The sequence below is a fragment of the Pseudomonas sp. GW822-FHT03F08 genome, from assembly GCF_058801265.1.
In genome coordinates, this window is sequence record NZ_JBXANC010000004.1 from 108,495 (window position 1) to 128,896 (window position 20,402).

The 20,402-nt window shown below is 62.2% G+C and carries 16 protein-coding genes; 15 read left to right on the plus strand and 1 reads right to left on the minus strand.

All coding sequences use genetic code 11. The annotated features are described in order from the left end of the window. The first annotated feature begins 4 nt into the window (after positions 1–4). The 15 genes from AC1RME_RS11015 (at position 5) to ureC (ending at position 13,148) form a co-directional block, all read left to right on the plus strand. Positions 5–793 (plus strand): ABC transporter ATP-binding protein, encoded by a 789-nt coding sequence (locus AC1RME_RS11015; protein ID WP_096819763.1) that lies wholly within the window; start codon positions 5–7, stop codon positions 791–793. Further along, complete coding sequence (locus tag AC1RME_RS11020) at positions 790–1,737, plus strand: ABC transporter substrate-binding protein (RefSeq protein WP_096819764.1); 948 nt, start codon at positions 790–792, stop codon at positions 1,735–1,737. The genes AC1RME_RS11015 and AC1RME_RS11020 overlap by 4 nt, the downstream gene beginning before the upstream one ends. Continuing rightward, entirely contained in the window at positions 1,734–2,744 is a 1,011-nt protein-coding gene (locus AC1RME_RS11025) for a FecCD family ABC transporter permease (RefSeq protein ID WP_096819765.1), read from the plus strand. The genes AC1RME_RS11020 and AC1RME_RS11025 overlap by 4 nt, the downstream gene beginning before the upstream one ends. Before the next feature lie 44 nt (positions 2,745–2,788). After that, on the plus strand, positions 2,789–3,088 hold the full coding sequence (locus AC1RME_RS11030) for a 7(1) septoil knot domain-containing protein (protein ID WP_096819766.1): 300 nt from the start codon (positions 2,789–2,791) through the stop codon (positions 3,086–3,088). Positions 3,089–3,312: 224 nt separating this feature from the next. Then, a complete protein-coding gene (urtA, locus tag AC1RME_RS11035; protein ID WP_096819767.1) occupies positions 3,313–4,578 on the plus strand; it encodes an urea ABC transporter substrate-binding protein in 1,266 nt (421 codons plus the stop codon). Between the two features lie 66 nt (positions 4,579–4,644). Next, the gene (gene urtB / locus AC1RME_RS11040) at positions 4,645–6,147 is read left to right on the plus strand and encodes an urea ABC transporter permease subunit UrtB (RefSeq protein WP_096819768.1); all 1,503 of its coding nucleotides are present in this window, start codon (positions 4,645–4,647) and stop codon (positions 6,145–6,147) included. Continuing rightward, positions 6,147–7,226 (plus strand): urea ABC transporter permease subunit UrtC, encoded by a 1,080-nt coding sequence (gene urtC / locus AC1RME_RS11045; protein ID WP_096819769.1) that lies wholly within the window; start codon positions 6,147–6,149, stop codon positions 7,224–7,226. Before urtB ends, urtC begins: the two co-directional genes overlap by 1 nt. Beyond that, the gene (gene urtD, locus AC1RME_RS11050) at positions 7,223–8,092 is read left to right on the plus strand and encodes an urea ABC transporter ATP-binding protein UrtD (RefSeq protein WP_085711202.1); all 870 of its coding nucleotides are present in this window, start codon (positions 7,223–7,225) and stop codon (positions 8,090–8,092) included. The genes urtC and urtD overlap by 4 nt, the downstream gene beginning before the upstream one ends. Before the next feature lie 14 nt (positions 8,093–8,106). Continuing rightward, a complete protein-coding gene (gene urtE, locus AC1RME_RS11055) occupies positions 8,107–8,805 on the plus strand; it encodes an urea ABC transporter ATP-binding subunit UrtE (RefSeq protein WP_096819770.1) in 699 nt (232 codons plus the stop codon). A 43-nt stretch (positions 8,806–8,848) separates the two neighbouring features. Then, complete coding sequence (locus AC1RME_RS11060; RefSeq protein WP_096819771.1) at positions 8,849–9,688, plus strand: urease accessory protein UreD; 840 nt, start codon at positions 8,849–8,851, stop codon at positions 9,686–9,688. Between the two features lie 33 nt (positions 9,689–9,721). Beyond that, complete coding sequence (ureA, locus tag AC1RME_RS11065) at positions 9,722–10,024, plus strand: urease subunit gamma (RefSeq protein WP_007950602.1); 303 nt, start codon at positions 9,722–9,724, stop codon at positions 10,022–10,024. Between the two features lie 9 nt (positions 10,025–10,033). Further along, a complete protein-coding gene (locus AC1RME_RS11070; protein WP_096819772.1) occupies positions 10,034–10,567 on the plus strand; it encodes a GNAT family N-acetyltransferase in 534 nt (177 codons plus the stop codon). 5 nt (positions 10,568–10,572) lie between these two features. Further along, positions 10,573–11,106 (plus strand): GNAT family N-acetyltransferase, encoded by a 534-nt coding sequence (locus tag AC1RME_RS11075; RefSeq protein WP_096819773.1) that lies wholly within the window; start codon positions 10,573–10,575, stop codon positions 11,104–11,106. Next, positions 11,106–11,411 (plus strand): urease subunit beta, encoded by a 306-nt coding sequence (locus AC1RME_RS11080; RefSeq protein ID WP_096819774.1) that lies wholly within the window; start codon positions 11,106–11,108, stop codon positions 11,409–11,411. Before AC1RME_RS11075 ends, AC1RME_RS11080 begins: the two co-directional genes overlap by 1 nt. A gap of 36 nt (positions 11,412–11,447) precedes the next feature. Further along, positions 11,448–13,148, plus strand: coding sequence for an urease subunit alpha (gene ureC / locus AC1RME_RS11085; protein WP_096819775.1), 1,701 nt, complete (start codon positions 11,448–11,450; stop codon positions 13,146–13,148). Between the two features lie 49 nt (positions 13,149–13,197). Here ureC and AC1RME_RS11090 read toward each other — a convergent pair whose 3' ends face one another. Beyond that, a complete protein-coding gene (locus tag AC1RME_RS11090) occupies positions 13,198–20,250 on the minus strand; it encodes an NEL-type E3 ubiquitin ligase domain-containing protein (RefSeq protein ID WP_493091211.1) in 7,053 nt (2,350 codons plus the stop codon). Positions 20,251–20,402 lie beyond the last annotated feature (152 nt).

The window sequence follows — 20,402 nt, forward strand, 5'->3', positions numbered from 1 at the left end:
CGAAATGACCTCCCTGACCCTCACCGACCTGAGATGGTCCCCACTGGGCCACGACCACTGCCATCACCAGTTCCAGCTGCGTGACGCCTCGTTGCAAGTGGCCGCCGGTGAGTTCGTCGGGCTGATCGGGCCCAATGGCAGCGGCAAGACCAGCCTGTTGCGCTGCGCCTACCGTTTCAGCCAGCCGGAGCACGGCGAGGTCAGACTCGATCATCACAACGTCTGGAAGCAATCTTCACGCTGGTGCGCGCAACGCATCGCCGTGGTCTTGCAGGAATTCCCCGACGCCTTCGGCCTGACCGTCGAAGAAGTGGTCGCCATGGGCCGCACGCCGCACAAAGGCCTGTTCGATGGCGACACGCTGGAAGACCGCCACCTCGCCACCCAGGCCCTCAAATCCGTGGGCCTCGATGGTTTCGAAGACCACGCATTCGCCACGCTGTCCGGCGGTGAAAAACAACGCGTGATCCTCGCCCGCGCCCTGACCCAGCAACCGCAACTGCTGATCCTCGACGAGCCGACCAACCACCTCGACCCGCGCTATCAGCTGGAACTGCTGCAACTGGTCAAGCGCTTGCAAATTGGCACCCTGGCAAGCATTCACGACCTGAACCTCGCCGCCGCGTTCTGCGACCGTTTGTATGTGATCAACCACGGTCGCATCGTCGCCAGCGGCACCCCGCAAGAAGTCCTCACGGTTGAATTGCTGCGCGACGTGTTCGGCGTTGAAGCACTGATCGATTCCCACCCCCTTCACGGCTACCCGCGAATCACCTGGATAACCCGACCATGACTGTGCGTTCCCTGCTTTGCCTCGCCCTGTTGCTGGGCACCACCCAAGCCTTCGCCGAGGCCACGAAGTACCCGCTGACGATCCACAGCTGCAACCGCGAAGTGACCTTCAAGGAAGCGCCGAAACACGCGATCAGCCACGACATCAACATGACCCAGATGATGCTCGCCCTCGGCCTCAAGTCGAAGATGGCCGGCTACAGCGGCGTCAGTGGCTGGAAGTCGGTAACACCCGAAATGCAGTCGCTGCTCGATGGCCTGCCGGAACTGGCGGCCAAATACCCGTCGGTGGAAACCCTGCTCAACGCCAACGTCGACTTCTTCTTCGCCGGCTGGGATTACGGCATGCGCGTCGGTGGCGATCTCACGCCGCAGACCCTGCAACCGCTGGGAATCAACGTCTATGAGCTGACCGAGTCCTGCGCCTTCGTGATGAAGCGCCCGGCCGCCACGCTGGAAGACACCTACAACGACCTGCGCAACCTCGGCAAAATCTTCGACGTGCAGGATCGCGCCAACGCGCTGATCGCCGACATGCAAAGTCAGGTCGCCGACATCCGCAAAGACCTGCCCGCCGAGAAGCCACGGGTGTTCCTGTACGACAGCGGCGAAGACCGCGCCATGACCTCCGGCCGCCTCGGCATGCCGCAAGCGCTGATCGACGCATCTGGTGGGCGCAACATCCTCGATGACGTCGATGCGAGCTGGACCCGGGTCAACTGGGAGACCGTGGTCGAGCGCAATCCGCAGGTGATCGTGATCGTCGACTACAGCGAAATCACCGCCGAGCAGAAGATTGAATTTCTGCTGAAGAACAAGGCGCTGCAATCGGTGGACGCGATCAAGAACCAGCGTTTCATTGTCATCCCTTACGTGCAGGCCACGCCGGGGATCGACAACGTGCTGGCGGTTGAAACTCTGGCCAAAGGGTTCCACGGCGAATGATCAATCGTCGTTACGCCTGGCTGCTGATCGCCCTCGGCGCGGTGCTGCTGGTGTCGTGCGTGGTGTCGCTGGGCTTCGGCCCGGCGCGGGTGCCGGTGGACGTGGTGTGGCGGATTCTGCTGCACAAGTTGTTCGGTTTCGGCGTGCCCGACTGGAGCGCTGGTCAGGAGCACATCGTCTGGCTGATCCGTGTACCGCGCATGTTGCTCGGTGCGTTGGTTGGCGCCGGGCTGGCGTTGATCGGTGCGGTGCTGCAAGCGGTGACGCGTAACCCTCTGGCCGACCCGCACCTGCTCGGCGTTACCTCCGGCGCGACCCTCGGCGCAGTGATCGTGGTGCTGCACGTCGGCGAAATCGTCGGTCTGCTGACCTTGCCGATTGCCGCGTTTATCGGCGCGTTGTTGAGCATGTTTCTGGTGCTGGGCATTGCCAACCGTCACGGGCGACTGGACAGTGACCGGTTGCTGTTGTGCGGTGTAGCGGTGTCGTTCGTGATGATGGCGATCGCCAATCTGCTGCTGTTCATGGGCGATCACCGCGCCAGTTCGGCGGTGATGTTCTGGATGCTCGGCGGCCTCGGCCTGGCGCGCTGGGAGTTGTTGGCCGTGCCGGCGCTCAGCGTGTTGCTCGGGCTGATTCTGCTGCTGGGCATGGCCCGGCCATTGAACGCTTTGATGGCTGGCGAACAGACGGCTGTCACCCTTGGCCTGAACGCGCGGGCGGTACGTCTGCGGGTGTTCGTGATTGCTTCACTGATGACCGGGGTACTGGTGTCGATCAGCGGCTCAATCGGGTTTGTCGGGCTGATGGTGCCGCACATTGCGCGGCGCTTGATCGGTGCCGAGCACCGGCGCCTGCTGCCGGTGTGCGTGTTGCTCGGCAGTGTGTTTCTGGTGTGGGTCGATGTCGCGGCGCGGACGCTGATCGCACCGGAAGACTTGCCGATCGGCGTTGCCACCGCAGCGCTCGGCGGGCTGTTTTTCATTGGCCTGATGCGCCGCCGCTGAGCCTGCCTTAGACTGCGCACCCGATTTTTCTCAGGATGAGTGTCATGTTGAAAGCAGCTGTTGTCGCGTTGTTGTTTGTGGGATCCAGCGCGGTGCTGGCCGATACGACCGTCGATGTCTCGAAGATCTACGGCAAGATCAAATTCGTCGACAGCTTCCCCGATTACAAGGTGAAGGTCGTGGACTCGTTTCCCGACCTCAAAGTGAAGAAAGTCGACTCGTTCCCGGACTCGGCTGGTAAATGGAAAACCGTCGACAGCTTTCCCGACTACAAAATCCAGATCGTTGATTCCTTCCCTGATTTCACCATCAAGTACGTCGATTCGTTCCCCGGTGTGAACTGAGTTCCACCCGACACTGCTGCCGCCTCGCGGCAGCACCACAATGAAGCACTTCCCCGCACCACACCCTGCCGCCTGTCCCCTCCTGGTGCGCCGTCCCTGCGCACAACCGCTCTAAACCGACCTTTTGCTGCCCGATCCCGACCGGGCACAGCCCTTGCAAAACACCCTTCAGTCGTTCGCATCTGCCAACCATAAAAAACTTTAACGTTCGTGGAGATCGCACAATGAAGCGTCGCAGTTTGATCAAGGCTTTCACACTCACGGCATCCATTGCCGCGATGGGCATGACCTGGACGGTACAGGCCGCCGAGACCATCAAGGTCGGGATTCTGCATTCGTTGTCCGGCACCATGGCGATCTCCGAAACATCGCTCAAAGACATGGCGTTGATGACCATCGACGAGATCAACGCCAAGGGCGGGGTGAACGGCAAGATGCTGGAACCAGTGGTGGTCGACCCGGCGTCGAACTGGCCGCTGTTCGCGGAAAAGGGCCGGCAGTTGCTGACGCAGGACAAGGTCGCGGTGGTGTTCGGTTGCTGGACCTCGGTGTCGCGCAAATCGGTGCTGCCGGTGTTCGAAGAACTCAACGGCCTGCTGTTCTACCCGGTGCAATACGAAGGCGAAGAGATGTCGCCGAACGTGTTCTACACCGGCGCCGCGCCGAACCAGCAAGCGATCCCGGCGGTTGAATACCTGATGAGCGAAGAAGGTGGCGGCGCCAAGCGCTACTTCCTGCTCGGCACCGACTACGTGTACCCGCGCACCACCAACAAGATCCTGCGTTCGTTCCTGCATTCCAAAGGCGTAGCGGATAAAGACATCGAAGAGGTCTACACCCCGTTCGGCCACAGCGATTACCAGACCATCGTCGCCAACATCAAAAAGTTCTCGGCCGGCGGCAAGACCGCTGTGATCTCCACCGTGAATGGCGACTCCAACGTACCGTTCTACAAGGAACTGGCCAACCAGGGTCTGAAGGCCACCGACGTGCCGGTGGTGGCGTTCTCGGTGGGCGAAGAAGAACTGCGCGGCATCGACACCAAACCGCTGGTGGGCAACCTCGCGGCGTGGAACTACTTCGAGTCGGTGGAGAACCCGGTGAACAAGAAGTTCGTCGATGACTGGAAAGTCTACGCGAAGAAACACAACCTGCCGGGCGCCGACAAAGCCGTGACCAACGACCCGATGGAAGCCACTTACGTCGGCATCCACATGTGGGCGCAGGCGGCGGAGAAAGCCAAGTCCACCGACGTCGACAAGGTCCGCGAAGCCCTCGGCGGCCAGACCTTCGCCGCGCCGTCCGGCTACACCCTGACCATGGACAAGACCAACCACCACCTGCACAAACCGGTGATGATCGGCGAGATCCAGGCCGATGGTCAGTTCAACGTGGTGTGGCAGACCGAGGGGCCGATTCGTGCGCAGCCCTGGAGTCCGTTCATTCCGGGCAACGACAAGAAGCCGGAGTATGCGGTGAAGAGCAACTGAGTTAACCCGCTCAACCTGATCGTTCCCACGCTCTGCGTGGGAACGATCAATACAGGAAGGCCCGTTATGCCCACTGCCCTATACCGTTTGCTCCTGGCCCTCGCACTTTTGCTGCCGATAGCCGCCCACGCCAGCGACGCCGAAGACTTCGTCGCCGCCAACCCCGTGCAACAAGCCAAACTGCTGGAAGCCTGGGCCGCGCAGCCCGATCCGGCCCGTGTCGAACTGATCAACGCCCTGCAACAAGGCGAACTGACCGTCGACGGCCAACCCAAAACCCTGCGCCTGAACAACCGCCTGCGAGGTCTGATCGACACCGCACTGGCCAGCCACCAATTGCTCGCCGTCGACGCCAAAACCCGTCTGACTGCCGCGCAGCAATTGCAGAAAAGCGCCAAACCGGCGCAGCTGAAATTCCTCGACCAGCAACTGGCTGGCGAAAAAGACGAAAGCGTCCACGCCGCCCTGAGCCTGGCGCTGGCCAACCTGCAACTGGTCGACACTGACCCGGCAGTACGCCTCGCGGCCGTGCGTCTGCTCGGTGAAACCGGCGACCCGTTGGCCCGCACTCGCCTCGAAGGTTTGCTCGAACCCGGCGTCGAGGCTGACGCCAATGTGCGCACCGCCGCCGAAACCAGCCTCGCCCAGGTCAAGCGCAAACTGCTGATCGGCGAACTGCTCGGCCAGGCCTTCAGCGGCATGTCCCTCGGCTCGATTCTGTTGCTCGCGGCGCTGGGCCTGGCGATCACCTTCGGCCTGCTGGGTGTGATCAACATGGCCCACGGCGAGATGCTGATGCTCGGTGCCTACTCGACTTACGTCGTGCAGTTGATGTTCCAGCGCTACGCACCGCAGGCCATCGAGTTCTATCCATTGATCGCGCTGCCGGTGGCATTCTTCGTTACCGCCGCCATCGGCATGGCACTGGAGCGCACGGTGATTCGCCATCTCTACGGCCGCCCGCTGGAAACCCTGCTCGCCACCTGGGGCATCAGCCTGATGCTGATTCAGCTGGTGCGCCTGGTGTTCGGTGCACAGAACGTTGAAGTGGCGAACCCGGCATGGTTGTCCGGCGGGATTCAGGTGTTGCCGAATCTGGTGCTGCCGTACAACCGCATCGTGATCATCGCCTTCGCATTGTTCGTAGTGGTGCTGACCTGGCTGTTACTGAACAAGACTCGCCTCGGTCTGAACGTGCGCGCCGTCACCCAGAACCGCAACATGGCCGCCTGCTGCGGCGTGCCGACCGGGCGTGTCGACATGCTCGCCTTCGGTCTCGGCTCGGGCATCGCCGGGCTCGGCGGCGTGGCGCTGAGCCAGATCGGCAACGTCGGCCCGGACCTCGGCCAGAGCTACATCATCGATTCATTCCTGGTGGTGGTGCTTGGCGGCGTCGGGCAACTGGCCGGCAGCGTGTTCGCAGCGTTCGGCCTGGGCATCGCCAACAAGATTCTCGAGCCGCAGATCGGTGCGGTGCTCGGCAAGATCCTGATCCTCGCGCTGATCATTCTGTTCATCCAGAAACGTCCGCAAGGCCTCTTCGCACTGAAAGGACGGGTGATCGACTGATGAACCAGCCCCTGCTCGTTACGGCCACACAAAAGGCCGGCCCCAAAGTTTCCATCGCTGTCGGTGCCGTTGTTCTCGCGTTGCTGATCGCCCTGCCGCTGCTGTCGTTGTTGCCGGCGGACAGTGCGCTGCATGTCTCGGCTTACACCCTGACGCTGGTCGGCAAGATTCTCTGCTACGCCATCGTCGCCCTGGCGCTGGATCTGGTCTGGGGCTACGCCGGTCTCTTGTCCCTCGGTCACGGCCTGTTCTTCGCCCTCGGCGGTTATGCGATGGGCATGTACCTGATGCGTCAGGCCGCCGGCGATGGCTTACCGGCGTTCATGACCTTTCTGTCGTGGAGCGAATTGCCGTGGTACTGGAGCGGCACCGGCAACTTCCTCTGGGCGATGTGTCTGGTGGTGCTGGCGCCGGGTTTGCTGGCGCTGGTGTTCGGCTTCTTCGCCTTCCGTTCGCGGATCAAAGGCGTGTATTTCTCGATCATGACCCAGGCCCTGACTTTCGCCGGGATGCTGCTGTTTTTCCGCAACGAGACCGGCTTCGGCGGCAACAACGGCTTTACCAATTTCCGCACGATCCTCGGTTTCGGCATCACCGAACCCGGCACCCGCGCGGTGCTGTTTCTGGCGACGGTATTGCTGCTGGTGGCGAGCCTGTTCATCGGCTGGCGGCTGGCGCGCAGCAAGTTCGGCCGGGTGCTGACCGCCCTGCGTGACGCGGAAAACCGCCTGATGTTCTGCGGCTACGACCCACGGGGTTTCAAGCTGTTCGTCTGGGTATTGAGTGCGGTGTTGTGTGGTCTGGCCGGTGCGCTGTACGTGCCGCAGGTGGGGATCATCAACCCGAGCGAAATGTCGCCGACCAACTCGATCGAGGCCGCCGTGTGGGTGGCCCTTGGCGGGCGCGGCACCCTGATCGGCCCGCTGCTCGGCGCCGGCGTGGTCAACGGCATGAAGAGCTGGTTCACCGTGGCGTTCCCCGAATACTGGCTGTTCTTCCTCGGCGCGCTGTTCATCGTCGTGACGTTGTACCTGCCCAAAGGCGTGATCGGTCTGCTGAAGAAACGAGGTGAATCATGAGAGTCACGGCGAGCGCTGAATTCATGCTGGAACCGGCCTTTTTCCCGGTGGAGCCCAACAAGGACGAAGGCACCAGCCGCGACTCGATCGGCCTCGGACAACGCGTCGGTCCGGGCCTCGACACCCGTCACGGCACGATCCTGACCCTGGAAGACATCAGCGTCAGCTTCGACGGTTTCCGGGCGCTGAACGCTCTGAACCTGTACATCGGCGTCGGCGAACTGCGCTGCATCATCGGCCCCAACGGCGCGGGCAAGACCACGCTGATGGACGTGATCACCGGCAAGACCCGCCCGAGTCATGGCAAGGCGTGGTTCGGCGAAACCCTCGACCTGACGCAAATGAGCGAAGTACAGATCGCCCAGGCCGGCATCGGTCGCAAGTTCCAGAAACCCACGGTGTTCGAAGCCCTGAGCGTGTTCGAGAACCTTGAGCTGGCGCAGAAAACCGACAAGTCGGTGTGGGCCAGCCTGCGGGCAAAATTGAGCGGCGAGCAGAAAGACCGGATCAGCGAAGTGCTCGACACCATTCGCCTGACCACCTCGGTCAATCGCCCGGCGGGGCTGCTGTCCCACGGGCAGAAACAGTTTCTGGAAATCGGCATGTTGCTGATGCAGGACCCGCAACTGCTGCTGCTCGACGAACCGGTGGCGGGCATGACCGACGCCGAAACCGAATTCACCGCCGAGCTGTTCAAGTCGCTCGCGGGCAAGCATTCGCTGATGGTGGTGGAACACGACATGGGCTTCGTCGGCTCGATTGCCGACCACGTCACCGTGTTGCATCAGGGCAGCGTGCTGGCTGAAGGCTCGCTGGAACAGGTGCAGGACAACGAGCGCGTGATCGAAGTCTATCTCGGGCGCTGAAGAGGAATTCCAACATGCTGCAAGTCGACAAATTGCATCAGTACTACGGCGGTAGCCACATCCTGCGTGGCCTGAGCTTTGACGTGAAGGTCGGCGAAGTGACCTGCCTGCTCGGCCGTAACGGCGTGGGCAAGACCACGTTGCTCAAATGCCTGATGGGCCTGTTGCCGGCCAAGGAAGGCGCGGTGAACTGGGAAGGCAAACCGATCACCGCGTTCAAGCCGCATCAACGGGTGCACGCCGGGATCGCCTACGTGCCGCAGGGCCGGGAGATTTTCGGCCGACTGACCGTGGAAGAAAACCTGCTGATGGGCCTGTCGCGCTTCCCCGGCAGCGAAGCCAAAGAGGTTCCTGCGTTCATCTACGAACTGTTCCCGGTGCTGCTGCAAATGAAACAGCGGCGCGGCGGCGACCTGTCCGGCGGTCAGCAACAACAACTCGCCATCGGCCGAGCGTTGGCCAGCCGTCCGCGACTGTTGATCCTCGACGAACCCACCGAAGGCATCCAGCCGTCGGTGATCAAGGAAATCGGCGCGGTGATCAAAAAGCTCGCCGCCCGAGGCGACATGGCGATCCTGTTGGTGGAGCAGTTCTACGATTTCGCCGCCGAACTGGCCGATCAGTACCTGGTGATGTCCCGGGGCGAGATCGTGCAGCAGGGCCGTGGCGAAAATATGGAAGCCGAAGGTGTGCGCGGGCTGGTGACTATTTGAGGTTACGGACTAATCTGTAGCGTCCTAACGATAATCAGAAAACATGAACTTACCTTTAGCGACTGCCCTGTTTACCCCGAGCTGGCACGCCGAGCTTGAGCTGGCCTACGCCCGCTTCGGCGATTGCACGCGGCCGACCCGACGCCGACACCTCGGTCCGTTGCGGGTGCAAAAGCATCTGTATGCCGAAGGGCCCGAGGTCTGCCAGCACATCATCGTCCACCCGCCGGGCGGCATTGCCGGCGGTGACCGGCTCGACATCAGCGCCCGCGTCGAACAGAGCGCCTGGGCACAGATCACCAGCCCCGGCGCGGCCAAGTGGTATCGCGCGGCAGGCCCCGCTTATCAGTCGCTGGACCTGCACGTCGCCGCCGGCGCGACACTGGAATGGCTGCCGCAGGAAACCATCGTCTACAGCGCCGCCCAGGCGGAACTCACGACCTCGATCGACCTTGAAGGCGATGCACGACTGTTCTACTGGGACGTGGTGGCCCTCGGGCGCCCGGCCAGTGGTGAGCGTTTCGACCTCGGGCATTTCCAGGCGCATCTGGATATTCGCCGCGATGGCCGGCTGCTGTGGCATGAGCGCCAGCGCATCGTCGGCGATGACGGTTTGCTTGATTCGCCGATCGGACTGGACGGCAATCCGGTGTTTGCGACGTTGCTGGTCACCGGTGAGATTGATGCTGAACTGCTGGAGCGCTGCCGCTCGCTGGACCATGAAGTGCGCGGGGATCTGACGCAATTGCCCGGACTTTTGGTCGCCCGTTGCCTGGCCAGTGAAGCATTGCTGGCGCGGGCCTGGCTGATCGAACTCTGGCGATTGCTCAGGCCTGCGCTGCTTGGCCGTGAAGCCCTGCCTCCCCGAATCTGGAACACCTGATTTTCTTCAACTGCCGACAATGGATTTCAAACGATGGACCTGACCCCACGCGAAAAAGACAAGCTGCTGATCTTCACCGCCGGCCTCGTTGCCGAGCGGCGACTGGCCCGTGGCGTGAAGCTCAACTACCCGGAAGCCATGGCTTTCATCTCGGCGGCGCTGCTCGAGGGCGCCCGGGACGGCCAGACCGTGGCTGAACTGATGCATTACGGCACCACCCTGCTGACCCGCGATCAGGTGATGGAAGGCATCCCGGAAATGATCCCGGAGATCCAGGTCGAAGCGACGTTCCCCGACGGCACCAAACTGGTCACCGTTCACCAACCGATCGTCTGAGGCCGCGCCATGACTTACACCATCCGCGATGCACTGCATGCCGACCTGCCGGCGATCCGCGACATCTACAACGACGCCGTGCTCAACACCACGGCGATCTGGAACGAATCCCCGGTCGACCTCGGCAACCGTCAGGCGTGGTTCAGCGCGCGCCAGGCCCAAGGCTATCCGATCCTGGTCATCGTCGACGCCGACAACACCACCCTCGGCTACGCTTCGTTCGGTGACTGGCGGCCGTTCGACGGTTTCCGTCACACGGTCGAGCACTCGGTCTACGTGCGCAGCGACCAGCGCGGCAACGGCCTCGGCCCGCAACTGATGACCGCGCTGATCGAACGTGCGAAAACCTGCGGCAAGCACGTCATGGTCGCCGCCATCGAAAGCGGCAACGCCGCGTCGATCCGCCTGCACGAACGCGCCGGGTTCATCAGCACCGGGCAAATGCCGCAGGTCGGCACCAAGTTCGGCCGCTGGCTCGACCTGACGTTCATGCAACTGACCCTCAACCCTGGCGCGGAGCCGCCGCTCGCCAACAAGGAGTGACACCGATGAACCCCGCCCAACTGCGACGCGTCAATGCTGAAAGTTTTGCGCACTATCGTCAGGGCCTGATCGACCTGCTGCTCGACGCCGTGGGGTATGGCGCCAGCGTCGGCTTCATGGCCGATCTGGATGCCACTCAGGCCCGCGCCTATTTCGATGAAGTGCAGGACAACCTGAACAAGGGCAACGTCTTGCTGTGGGTGGTGGTCAAGGACGAACAGGTGCAGGCCAGCGTGCAACTGGGCCTGTGCCAGAAGGCCAACGGTCTGAACCGCGCCGAAGTGCAGAAACTGCTGGTGCGCGAACAGGCCCGGCGGCGCGGCCTCGGTCAGCAGTTGATGGAAGCGCTGGAACTGACCGCTCGCCAGTACAAGCGCGGCATGCTCTACCTCGATACCGAGGCCGGCTCCCCCGCCGAAGATTTCTACAAGGCCCTGGGTTACACCCGCGCCGGGGAAATTCCCGATTACGCCTGCGACCCGAGCGGCACGTATCGCCCGACAGCCCTCTATTACAAGATCCTGCAAGGAGCCCACTGATGATTCCCGGCGAATACCGGATCCAGCCCGGCGACATCGAACTCAACGTCGGTCGTCGCACGATCAGCCTGAAAGTGGCAAACAGTGGCGACCGGCCGATCCAGGTCGGTTCGCACTACCACTTTTTCGAGACCAACGACGCCCTGACCTTCGACCGCGCCGCCAGCCGTGGCATGCGCCTGAACATCCCGGCGGGTACGGCCGTGCGTTTCGAGCCGGGCCAGAGCCGCGAAGTGGAACTGGTGGATTACGCCGGGCACCGGCGGGTGTTCGGGTTTGCCGGGCGGGTCATGGGTGACCTCTGAGTCCGTGTGTGCCGTTATTTCTCTGAAGGACGCTAGATGAAGATTTCCAGACAAGCCTACGCCGACATGTTCGGCCCTACCGTCGGCGACAAGGTGCGCCTGGCCGACACCGAGCTGTGGATCGAAGTCGAACAGGACTTCACCACCTACGGCGAAGAAGTGAAATTCGGTGGCGGCAAAGTGATCCGCGACGGCCAGGGCCAGAGCCAGTTGCTGGCAGCCGAAGTGGTCGACACTGTCATCACCAACGCGCTGATCATCGACCACTGGGGCATCGTCAAGGCTGACGTCGGCCTCAAGGACGGGCGCATCGCCGCCATCGGCAAGGCCGGCAACCCGGACGTGCAGCCCGGCGTGACCATCGCCATCGGTGCCAGCACCGAAGTGATTGCCGGCGAAGGCATGATCCTCACCGCCGGCGGCATCGACACGCACATCCACTTCATCTGCCCGCAGCAGATCGAAGAAGCACTGATGAGCGGCGTCACCACCATGATCGGCGGCGGCACGGGGCCGGCCACCGGCACCAATGCAACGACCTGCACTTCGGGACCGTGGCACCTGGCGCGGATGCTCCAGGCGGCCGATGCGTTCCCGATGAACATCGGCCTCACCGGCAAGGGCAACGCCAGCCTGCCGGAGCCATTGATCGAACAGGTCAAGGCCGGCGCCATTGGCCTCAAGCTGCACGAAGACTGGGGTACGACCCCGGCGAGCATCGACAACTGCCTGAGCGTCGCCGACCAGTACGACGTGCAGGTGGCGATCCACACCGACACCCTCAACGAATCCGGTTTCGTTGAAACCACCCTCGGCGCATTCAAGGGTCGGACCATCCACACCTATCACACCGAAGGTGCCGGCGGCGGTCACGCGCCGGACATCATCAAGGCCTGCGGTTTCGCCAACGTGCTGCCGAGTTCGACCAACCCGACCCGGCCGTTCACCCGCAACACCATCGACGAACACCTCGACATGCTGATGGTCTGCCACCACCTCGACCCGAGCATTGCCGAAGACGTGGCGTTCGCCGAAAGCCGTATCCGCCGCGAAACCATTGCCGCCGAAGACATCCTCCACGACCTCGGCGCGTTCTCGATGATCAGCTCCGACAGCCAGGCCATGGGCCGCGTCGGCGAAGTCATCACGCGCACCTGGCAGACCGCCGACAAAATGAAAAAGCAGCGCGGCCCGTTGCCTAAGGACGGCGAAGGCAACGACAACTTCCGCGCCAAACGCTACATCGCCAAGTACACCATCAACCCGGCGATCACCCATGGCATCAGCCACGAGGTAGGTTCGGTGGAAGTCGGCAAGTGGGCGGATCTGGTGCTGTGGCGCCCGGCCTTCTTCGGTGTAAAACCGACGCTGATCCTCAAGGGCGGCGCCATCGCCGCGAGCCTGATGGGCGACGCCAACGCGTCGATCCCGACCCCGCAACCGGTGCACTATCGCCCGATGTTCGCCAGTTACGGTGGCTCGTTGCATGCCACCAGTCTGACGTTCATCAGCCAGGCAGCGCAGGAATCCGGGCTGCCCGAAGCGTTGGGCCTGAAAAAGAAAATCGCCGTGGTCAAAGGCTGCCGCGACGTGCAGAAAACCGACCTGATCCACAACGATTACCTGCCGAACATCGACGTCGACCCGCAGACCTATCAGGTCAAAGCCGACGGCGTGTTGCTCTGGTGTGAGCCGGCCGAAACCCTGCCGATGGCGCAGCGTTACTTTCTGTTCTGATGTCTGGCCCCGGTCGTCGAGCCTCTCGACGACCGAGGCTGCCAGCGCTTCAGCGGTCTGAGGTGTCCATCAGATACCGCGAAGTGCCGGACCGCTCCCCCTCAAGCCCGACCGTCACCGGCTCGCCGGTTTCCAGGCGTGACAAGGCAATCAGTTGCTGGTTGCGCTCAATACTGCGTTCAACCTCGAGCATCTGCACCGCCTCCTGGTACGCCGCGCTGGTGACGTCTTCGTATTCATCCTCAAGTCGCTGCAATTTTTCATCCGAACTGCGCTTGAGCGCGCCGAGTTCATCCGGGTACTTCTCGGTCAGGTATTGCACCCAGTAATCACGGCTGATCAGTTCCTCATAAAACCCCTCGCCTTTTTCAGCCTTCACCACCGCAGCGCGAGCGGCTGCCAGATCCTCGCCCCTGAGCGGCCGGGCAAACCGCATGTGGCTGGGTTGCCCCGGCAGTTGCAGACCATCCTCCCAACCCGACGTCAGGCCGATTCGATACTGCAGGCGCACTTCCGCAGGATCGGCGTGACGGCCCATGCTGCGCGCCGCGAGTTTTTCCACCTCACCCAGGCGAAACAGTTGTCGCGACAGGTCGAGCAAGGCACGCCCTTTCGCCGCAAGACCTGGCTGCAGGTGTCGCAAGGCGTTGTACTCATACACTTTGACCTCGATTTCGCTGAGCGCCAGGGTTCGCCCGTCGACGCAGGTCGTGTGCGTGGTCGCCATGGAAAACAGCGTATCGCGCAGCTCTTGGCTGCCATCGGCCGCCTCGACGATTTCCCAGACCCGTCGGGTCAGGTCGGCGCGAAACACCCGGAATTCCTCGGTGTCCGGCATCCGCGACAGCAGATGGAAGAAGGCCTCGTTGTCGGGTTCGACTGCCAACCGCTGCCACATCGCCCGATAACGCACGGCGTCCTCCTGGGGGATGTTTTCAATCCACGGCGTCATTTGCTGCTCGAGAACCGTTTCGGCGAGTGCCGGAATGTCCTCATCCGGCTCGGGATCGCTATCGGTGCCCGCGCCCTCCGCATCGCTTTCGGTGGTGCTGCCCAGATCGTCGATCATCCGGTCGATATCGGCATACGTCATGCCCAGCGCGTCACGACGCCCATTCGCATCAGCGTACTCGCGCAGCAGAACGAGACTTTGCTGCGACATTTCATAGTTTTCCGAAAGATTGCTGCCGGCAATCAGCGCAGCATGGCTGCCGTCATACAGCTGCGTTGGAATTGACGATATTTCGTTGTTGCTCAAGTCGATCGCCTGCAAGTGCGGGGCTTGCAATACTCCCTCCGGCCAGCCCGTGAGCAGGTTGTCGCGCAGATCCAGCCGCTCCAGCCGCCCGAGTCGAGCGACACTGAACGTGCGCAGGCTGTTATGGCTCAGATCCAGCCATTGCAATTGGGTCAACCCCTCAAGCGTTTGAGACAGCGCCGCAGAATCCGCAAGGCCGGTGAACGACAGTTCCAGTCGCGCCAGCTGACGCATTTGCCCGACAGGTTCGGGGAGAGCCGGCAAGTGGTTGCCGCTGAGATTGAGTCGGCGCACCTGCGTGAATGCCCTGAGGAACGCATTGGAGCCATCGGTGGAAAGCTTGACCCCCGCCAGGTTCAGGGTGCTCACCGCAGGAAACACGTTCGTCAGCTCGGGCAGATTGCCTACTTGCAGACCGTCGAGGTTCAGCTCGCGATCAGTGACGCCATTCCAGTCGACCGTACCGTCCCGCCAGCATTCGATGATGCGCTGCGCAGCAATCTGGCGGGTGCGCGACGACACGACCCAATCCATACCGCGGGTTTCGTGGGTGAACAACCAATCGTTGAGGCGCCGCGTCAGCGACTCGAATGTCTGTTCCCAAGCGTCGATTCGCGCACTGATCTGCACCTCGGTCAGCCCCGCGCCCTGCATCCGTTCGATGGCCTGTTGTGCCCGAGTGTTGTCGTACTGCGGGCGCAGGCGGCGCAAGCGCGCGCCCCATCCGGCCGGCCCTTCAACAGCAGGCAACCGTGGCGGCAACGGCAACAGGCGCCGCGCGATGACCGAACCGCTTTCGGTGGGCGGTGTACGGTGACGCGGTTCCTCCAGCGCAAAACGCTGCAACGATCCGGGGGCCAGGCCTCGGGCGCCTTCGATCCTCTGCCGCGCAGTGGCGAGCGCGGCTTTGGCTTGCGGGTTCAACGGGGTGCCGGTCAGGCTGGTATCCAGCAACAATGCATCACGCGTCAGCAGCGCATCCGGCAGCGAGGTCAACTGGCTGCCACTGAGATCCAGCCAGGTCAGTTCCGGAAGATCCTCGGCACCGGCCGGCCATTCGCGCAGGGCCGTCGAACTCAGGTCCAGCGCCATCAGGCGATTCATGCCGCGCACGTCGACACGCTCCAGAGGGTTATCGTGCAGGTTCAGGGTTTCGAGCGCCGGCAGATCGCTCGGCTCCAGCGGCAGTTCGGTCAAGCCACAATGGCTCAGGTCGAGGGTATCGACCCCGCGGAAGGTGCGGATGAAACCGCGCAACTGTTCGACCGGGGCCTGCAACCCGGCCAGATGCAGGCTTCTGACGTGGCTGAAACCTTCAGCAGACAAGACCGGCAGACTGTCCACGGGAGAACCCAGAAGATCCAGCACCGACGGATCGGTGGGCAAACTGACGTACAGGTTGAAAAACACGCTTTCGGTGCGCGCGCCGTAGCGCTGGAACAAGCCACTGCGCCAATTGCTCCGCAAGGTTTCGGCGACTGCCGAGCGTGCGGCGCCGCCATTGGCGATGGTCGGTTCGGAACCGACCCACTCCGTCAGCCGGTTGAGTTCGCTGAACTGTTCACTCAGGGCTTCGATGGCGACGAGCCGGCTCCCGGCATCTGTCCATTGCATCTTGAAACCATTGCTCAGGACATCGAACAGGCTGGACTCCATACCGACAAAACGCTTGAGCTCACCGCGACAGTAGTCGGCAACCATTTCGTCCAGATCGATCAGATGCCGAGGTTGACTGCGGACGAATTCGTAGATCGGTTTGAACACCCGGCGCGGGAACTTCGACCAGTCCAGCGACAGACCGGACAACAGTCGCTGATGACCTTCATAGATTTCCATCGGCAGCGCATTGATCGAGGTTGATCGCAGGTTCAGACGCTCCAGTCGTGATAAATCCAGAACGCCGCGCGGCCATTGGTGCATTGGCGGGCTGCCGACTTCAAGCCTGCGCAGCTGGCGCATGCCGCTGACATCCAACTGCATCGGTATCACTGTGTTGATGCCGCCGCCCGTACAGTGCAGTTCCAGTTCCTCGAGCCGGATCAGTTCCCTGACCCTCGACGCCACCGCGCCCGTGATGGGTGTGGCCAGTTTCAGCCGGGTCATGTGCCGCAGTGTCTTCAACGTCGTGAGGACCTTGTCGAATTCCCCGACACCGGCGCTCATCACCAGTTTTTCAACATTGGGGAACGCTGCAAGCGTGTCACCCACTACCGGGGCACGCAATGTCAGTTCGCGCACATGAGAGAAATCCGCCGTCAATGACGGCAACGGAGCATCACTGATGATCGTGAGGCGCGCCGCTTGAGCGTTGTGCTCGGCCAACGGTGCGTTGCGCCAACAGTCCTTTATGTTTTGCACCACGCTGACGAATTCGTCGCGGGTACTGCGCAGGCGCAGGTTCTGCGACATCAGCCATTGATCAAGCGTTGTTTCCAGCTCTCGCCATTCGCTCATTCGATTGTTGAGCAGATGAAAGATCTGTTGGTCGGTCTTGCCCAGCCGCCATTGCTCAAGAATGAAGCCGCGGGCCTGGACGTCGGTCAATCCCGGATAGACGTTCTGCACGTGCCCGATCAACACCGGGGCCGGCCCCGGTCCATCGCCGCTGGCGGGATAGCCAAGCAGTTTGGGGGCAATGCGTTGCGGCGGTTTGAACCAGGTTTTTTCTGCGGCGCCTGCACGCAGAATCCCGGCCGACTGACTGCGTTCGGCGAGCGCACGATCAAAGATTGCGTCTTGTAATTGGACACTCTGCCCGACATTCGGCAGACCCAGTGCATGACGTGCCTGATCAGGCAAGGCGTGCATCAACGAGGCGAAAAAGTTGTCGCCCCTGAACGGAATGCTGTTGAGCGGCTCGCCTCGTTCATTGGCGGCTTGATAGGCGTCCCTGTACTTGACCAGATACTTGTGTTCGGCGGCCGTTTCGCTGCCGATGGCATCCAGCATCGGGCCGCTGATACTGCCCTCGCGGATTTCCAGACGCACGTCATTGGACCAGCCCGGTAGCCGTCCCAACGTCTGCAACGCGAGATGGCGGCTATCGGCAGAGGCCATGGTTTCACTGCGCAATCCGGCCAGGGCCCGGCTCAAGCGCCCTGCCTGGCCATACCAGCGACCGAGTTCCTGTAAATGCAAGGGGACCTTCGCTGCGCTGTCCAGCCGTGCCAGTTCCCCGGCATTGGCTTGCCCCAACACGGCTGCGGCCGCACGGTCGGTCAGGCCGGGGATCACTCGTTGCAGCTTTGCTGTCCGAGGCTCTACAGGCTCGGTTCCCTTGAGCAGGCTGTTGAATAACGCAGGCTGACGAGCGCTGGCGAAGTCGGCCATCTGTCTGGAGAACTCCTGCGCCCGTGCCGACCGAACGCGTGCAGGCTCACCACCCAACAGGCGAATCGTCTCTGCTTCATCCAGCGCCGCGAGTATCCGGGTCGGCATCTGACCGTTCAACACCTCGGCCCGGCTGATCCGGATCGGCGCCTTGCCGCCGCGCCTCGTCCCGTAACTGCGCGCCCTCCCCGAGAGTTCAGGGCTGTCGTAGATCTTCAGCACTCGTCCGAACGGCCAGCGTGGCATATCGGGAAGCAGCGCCAGCAGATGCAGAAAGCGACTGTCGATCGCCTGTGCACCGGCGGCCTGCCCGACGATCAGTCCGGCGTCACGCTCGGCGTTGAACAGGCGCATGGCGTCCGCCAGTTCCGGCGGCGGCAAGGCATTGTCCAGGTGCATCTTGCGCAAGGCGTTGTCGCTGACACCGGCGACATCGGCCAGCGTCAGCAACTGCGCGTCAGCGAAGGGCTCGGTGCTGTGGCCGATGCGCCGCAACAGCGTCAATCGATCCCAGTCCTGTGGGCGTTCCAGAGTATGCCGCCATGCGCCGGCGCCGTTGTGCGCCAGGGGCGGCTGATAGGCCTGCGGATCGCTCGGATGCTGGATGCGCCAGGTCTTGAGCGATTCGTCATAAGCCTGCTGGTAGGTCTTGCCGTCGAGCCGGATGCAGGTTTTTTCTCCGGCCTCGTATTGCCCCAGCGCATTCGGCATCGCGTGCGGATCCAGCCTAACCGGACTCTCGTAACCACGAAGGTCAGGCTTCCACAAACGGGTCGTGCCGTCGGGCAATTCCACCTGATGCAGGTTCTCGATGACCGGCACCGATCTGGCTGCCGCCAACCGAGCAAACCCCTTTCCCGCCCCCGCCATCAAGGCAATCAACGCGAGATTCTGCGCGACATCGATCAGATGGGCCTTGGCAGCCTTGCGATCACCTTCGCTCCACTCGATGGCGCCTTCAAAGGTTTCTTCGAACAGTTGCCCGGCCATCACTACCATCATCACCTCGCCCAGCACCGGCACGAACATCGAGACACCCATCAGCACCAGCATGCCAATGTTCAACAACGCGGCGAGCTTCTCCGAGCGTACCCTGGCGTCGACATCCGCCGTGGGCACGGCATGGCTGCGGGCATCGGCGATCAACCGCTCACGATGCTGCTCGAACTGGTAATTCCACAGGTCGACATTGTCCGACCAGATCCCGCCCCCCTTGCGAGACAGGTCAACCGGGTTCAGATACGGCTCAACATTCGGCACCTGCTCGACCGGCGGCGCAGGCGGCAATTCGCGGATCCCTGTCAGCGCGGCGTTGATCGGGTTGAGTGCCTTGAAAAACTCGTTGAGCAGCGGCTCGTAGGGCGCCAGTCTTTGCGTGAACGTGCGGTTCGGCGTGTCGTCGGTGAACTGGTCGAAGTAGCGCGGCCGGTCGGCATAGGCGACGAACTGACTGAAAAAGCGCTGGTAGGCATTCGGTTCGGCGGGATGAGTTTGAGTCGCGTCGCGTGCGGTAAACCGCTGCTTGAACATTGCTGCGATTTCCCGCCCCTTGTAGCGTTTGAGCGGGTGGTAAGGATCACCCGGGATATACAGGATCGAGTCGTCGCTGTAGCGATACTTCTCGCAGATTGTGAACATCACGCAGCCAGTCATGCGCCGGCCCATCAGGCCCAGATCACGGAACCAGATCTGCCGACGGCCCTGACGCGGCGCCAGTTCGCCGTTGAGGATCGAGCGAATCGAGGCGTAGTCTTCGTGTCCGATATCACCTTTGACCAATGCCAGTTCGGCCGCCGCACGCAACGCGGCTTTATGCGCGGCGACGAATTTGTCGCGCAGCACGTGTTCGGCCACCGCGTCCTTGGGGCGCAGGAAATCCTTGAGGTAAGCCTGATATTTCGCCCCGATGTCCAACGAACGGCACAGACCGGTGAATTGCTCGACCGTCAGGGGCGTGCTCAACGGCGCAAGCGTGCCGGGTGTCGAGGTTTCCCTGCGAAATCCCGAGGTTTCATGAAAGGCGCCACGTTTACATTCACGATCTTCGAAGTTGTGCAGGGCCGCTTGCAGCAATGGCAGTTTCAGGACTTCGAAGAAATCGATGTCAATGGCAAAAATCCCCATTTCCACCGGTTTGTTCAGCAGCAGCCAGGTCTTGTTGACGTCCAGCGTCACGTTGAAGCGGTCCTTGAGGGCCTTGGTCAGCAACGGCGCGGCGAAGCTGTCGATGTCCTGGAAGCTCGACATGGCTTTGTCCAGGCGAGCCTGGGCAGCGAGGCTGGCAGTCACGGCGTCGCCCACAGCCTTGCGCTGATCGCGCGAGGCGCGCCTGTACCAGTCGGGTGTGGCGTTATCGGCACTTTTCAGCCCTTCACGCTGCTGAACCGGTGCATTGATCAGCCAGTCGGGGATGGCCTGCTGAAGAAAACCGGCGTGCAGACTTTGCGTCACGACCGGCCCCGGCGGCGGTGCAGCCTTATCTGGCGAAGGTGGGGTGAGAAGGATTTCGGACATGATTTCGCTCCTTGAAATGGAGCGAAAGCAGACCATGGCGAACCTCCGTGGCTGCGGTATATATGTCTCGCAGTACGGCGTCTTGTCAGCGGAAATGTCAGGCTCGAGCGGCGCTATCTTTCCCGCGCAAAGGGACTAATATTCGAACGCCC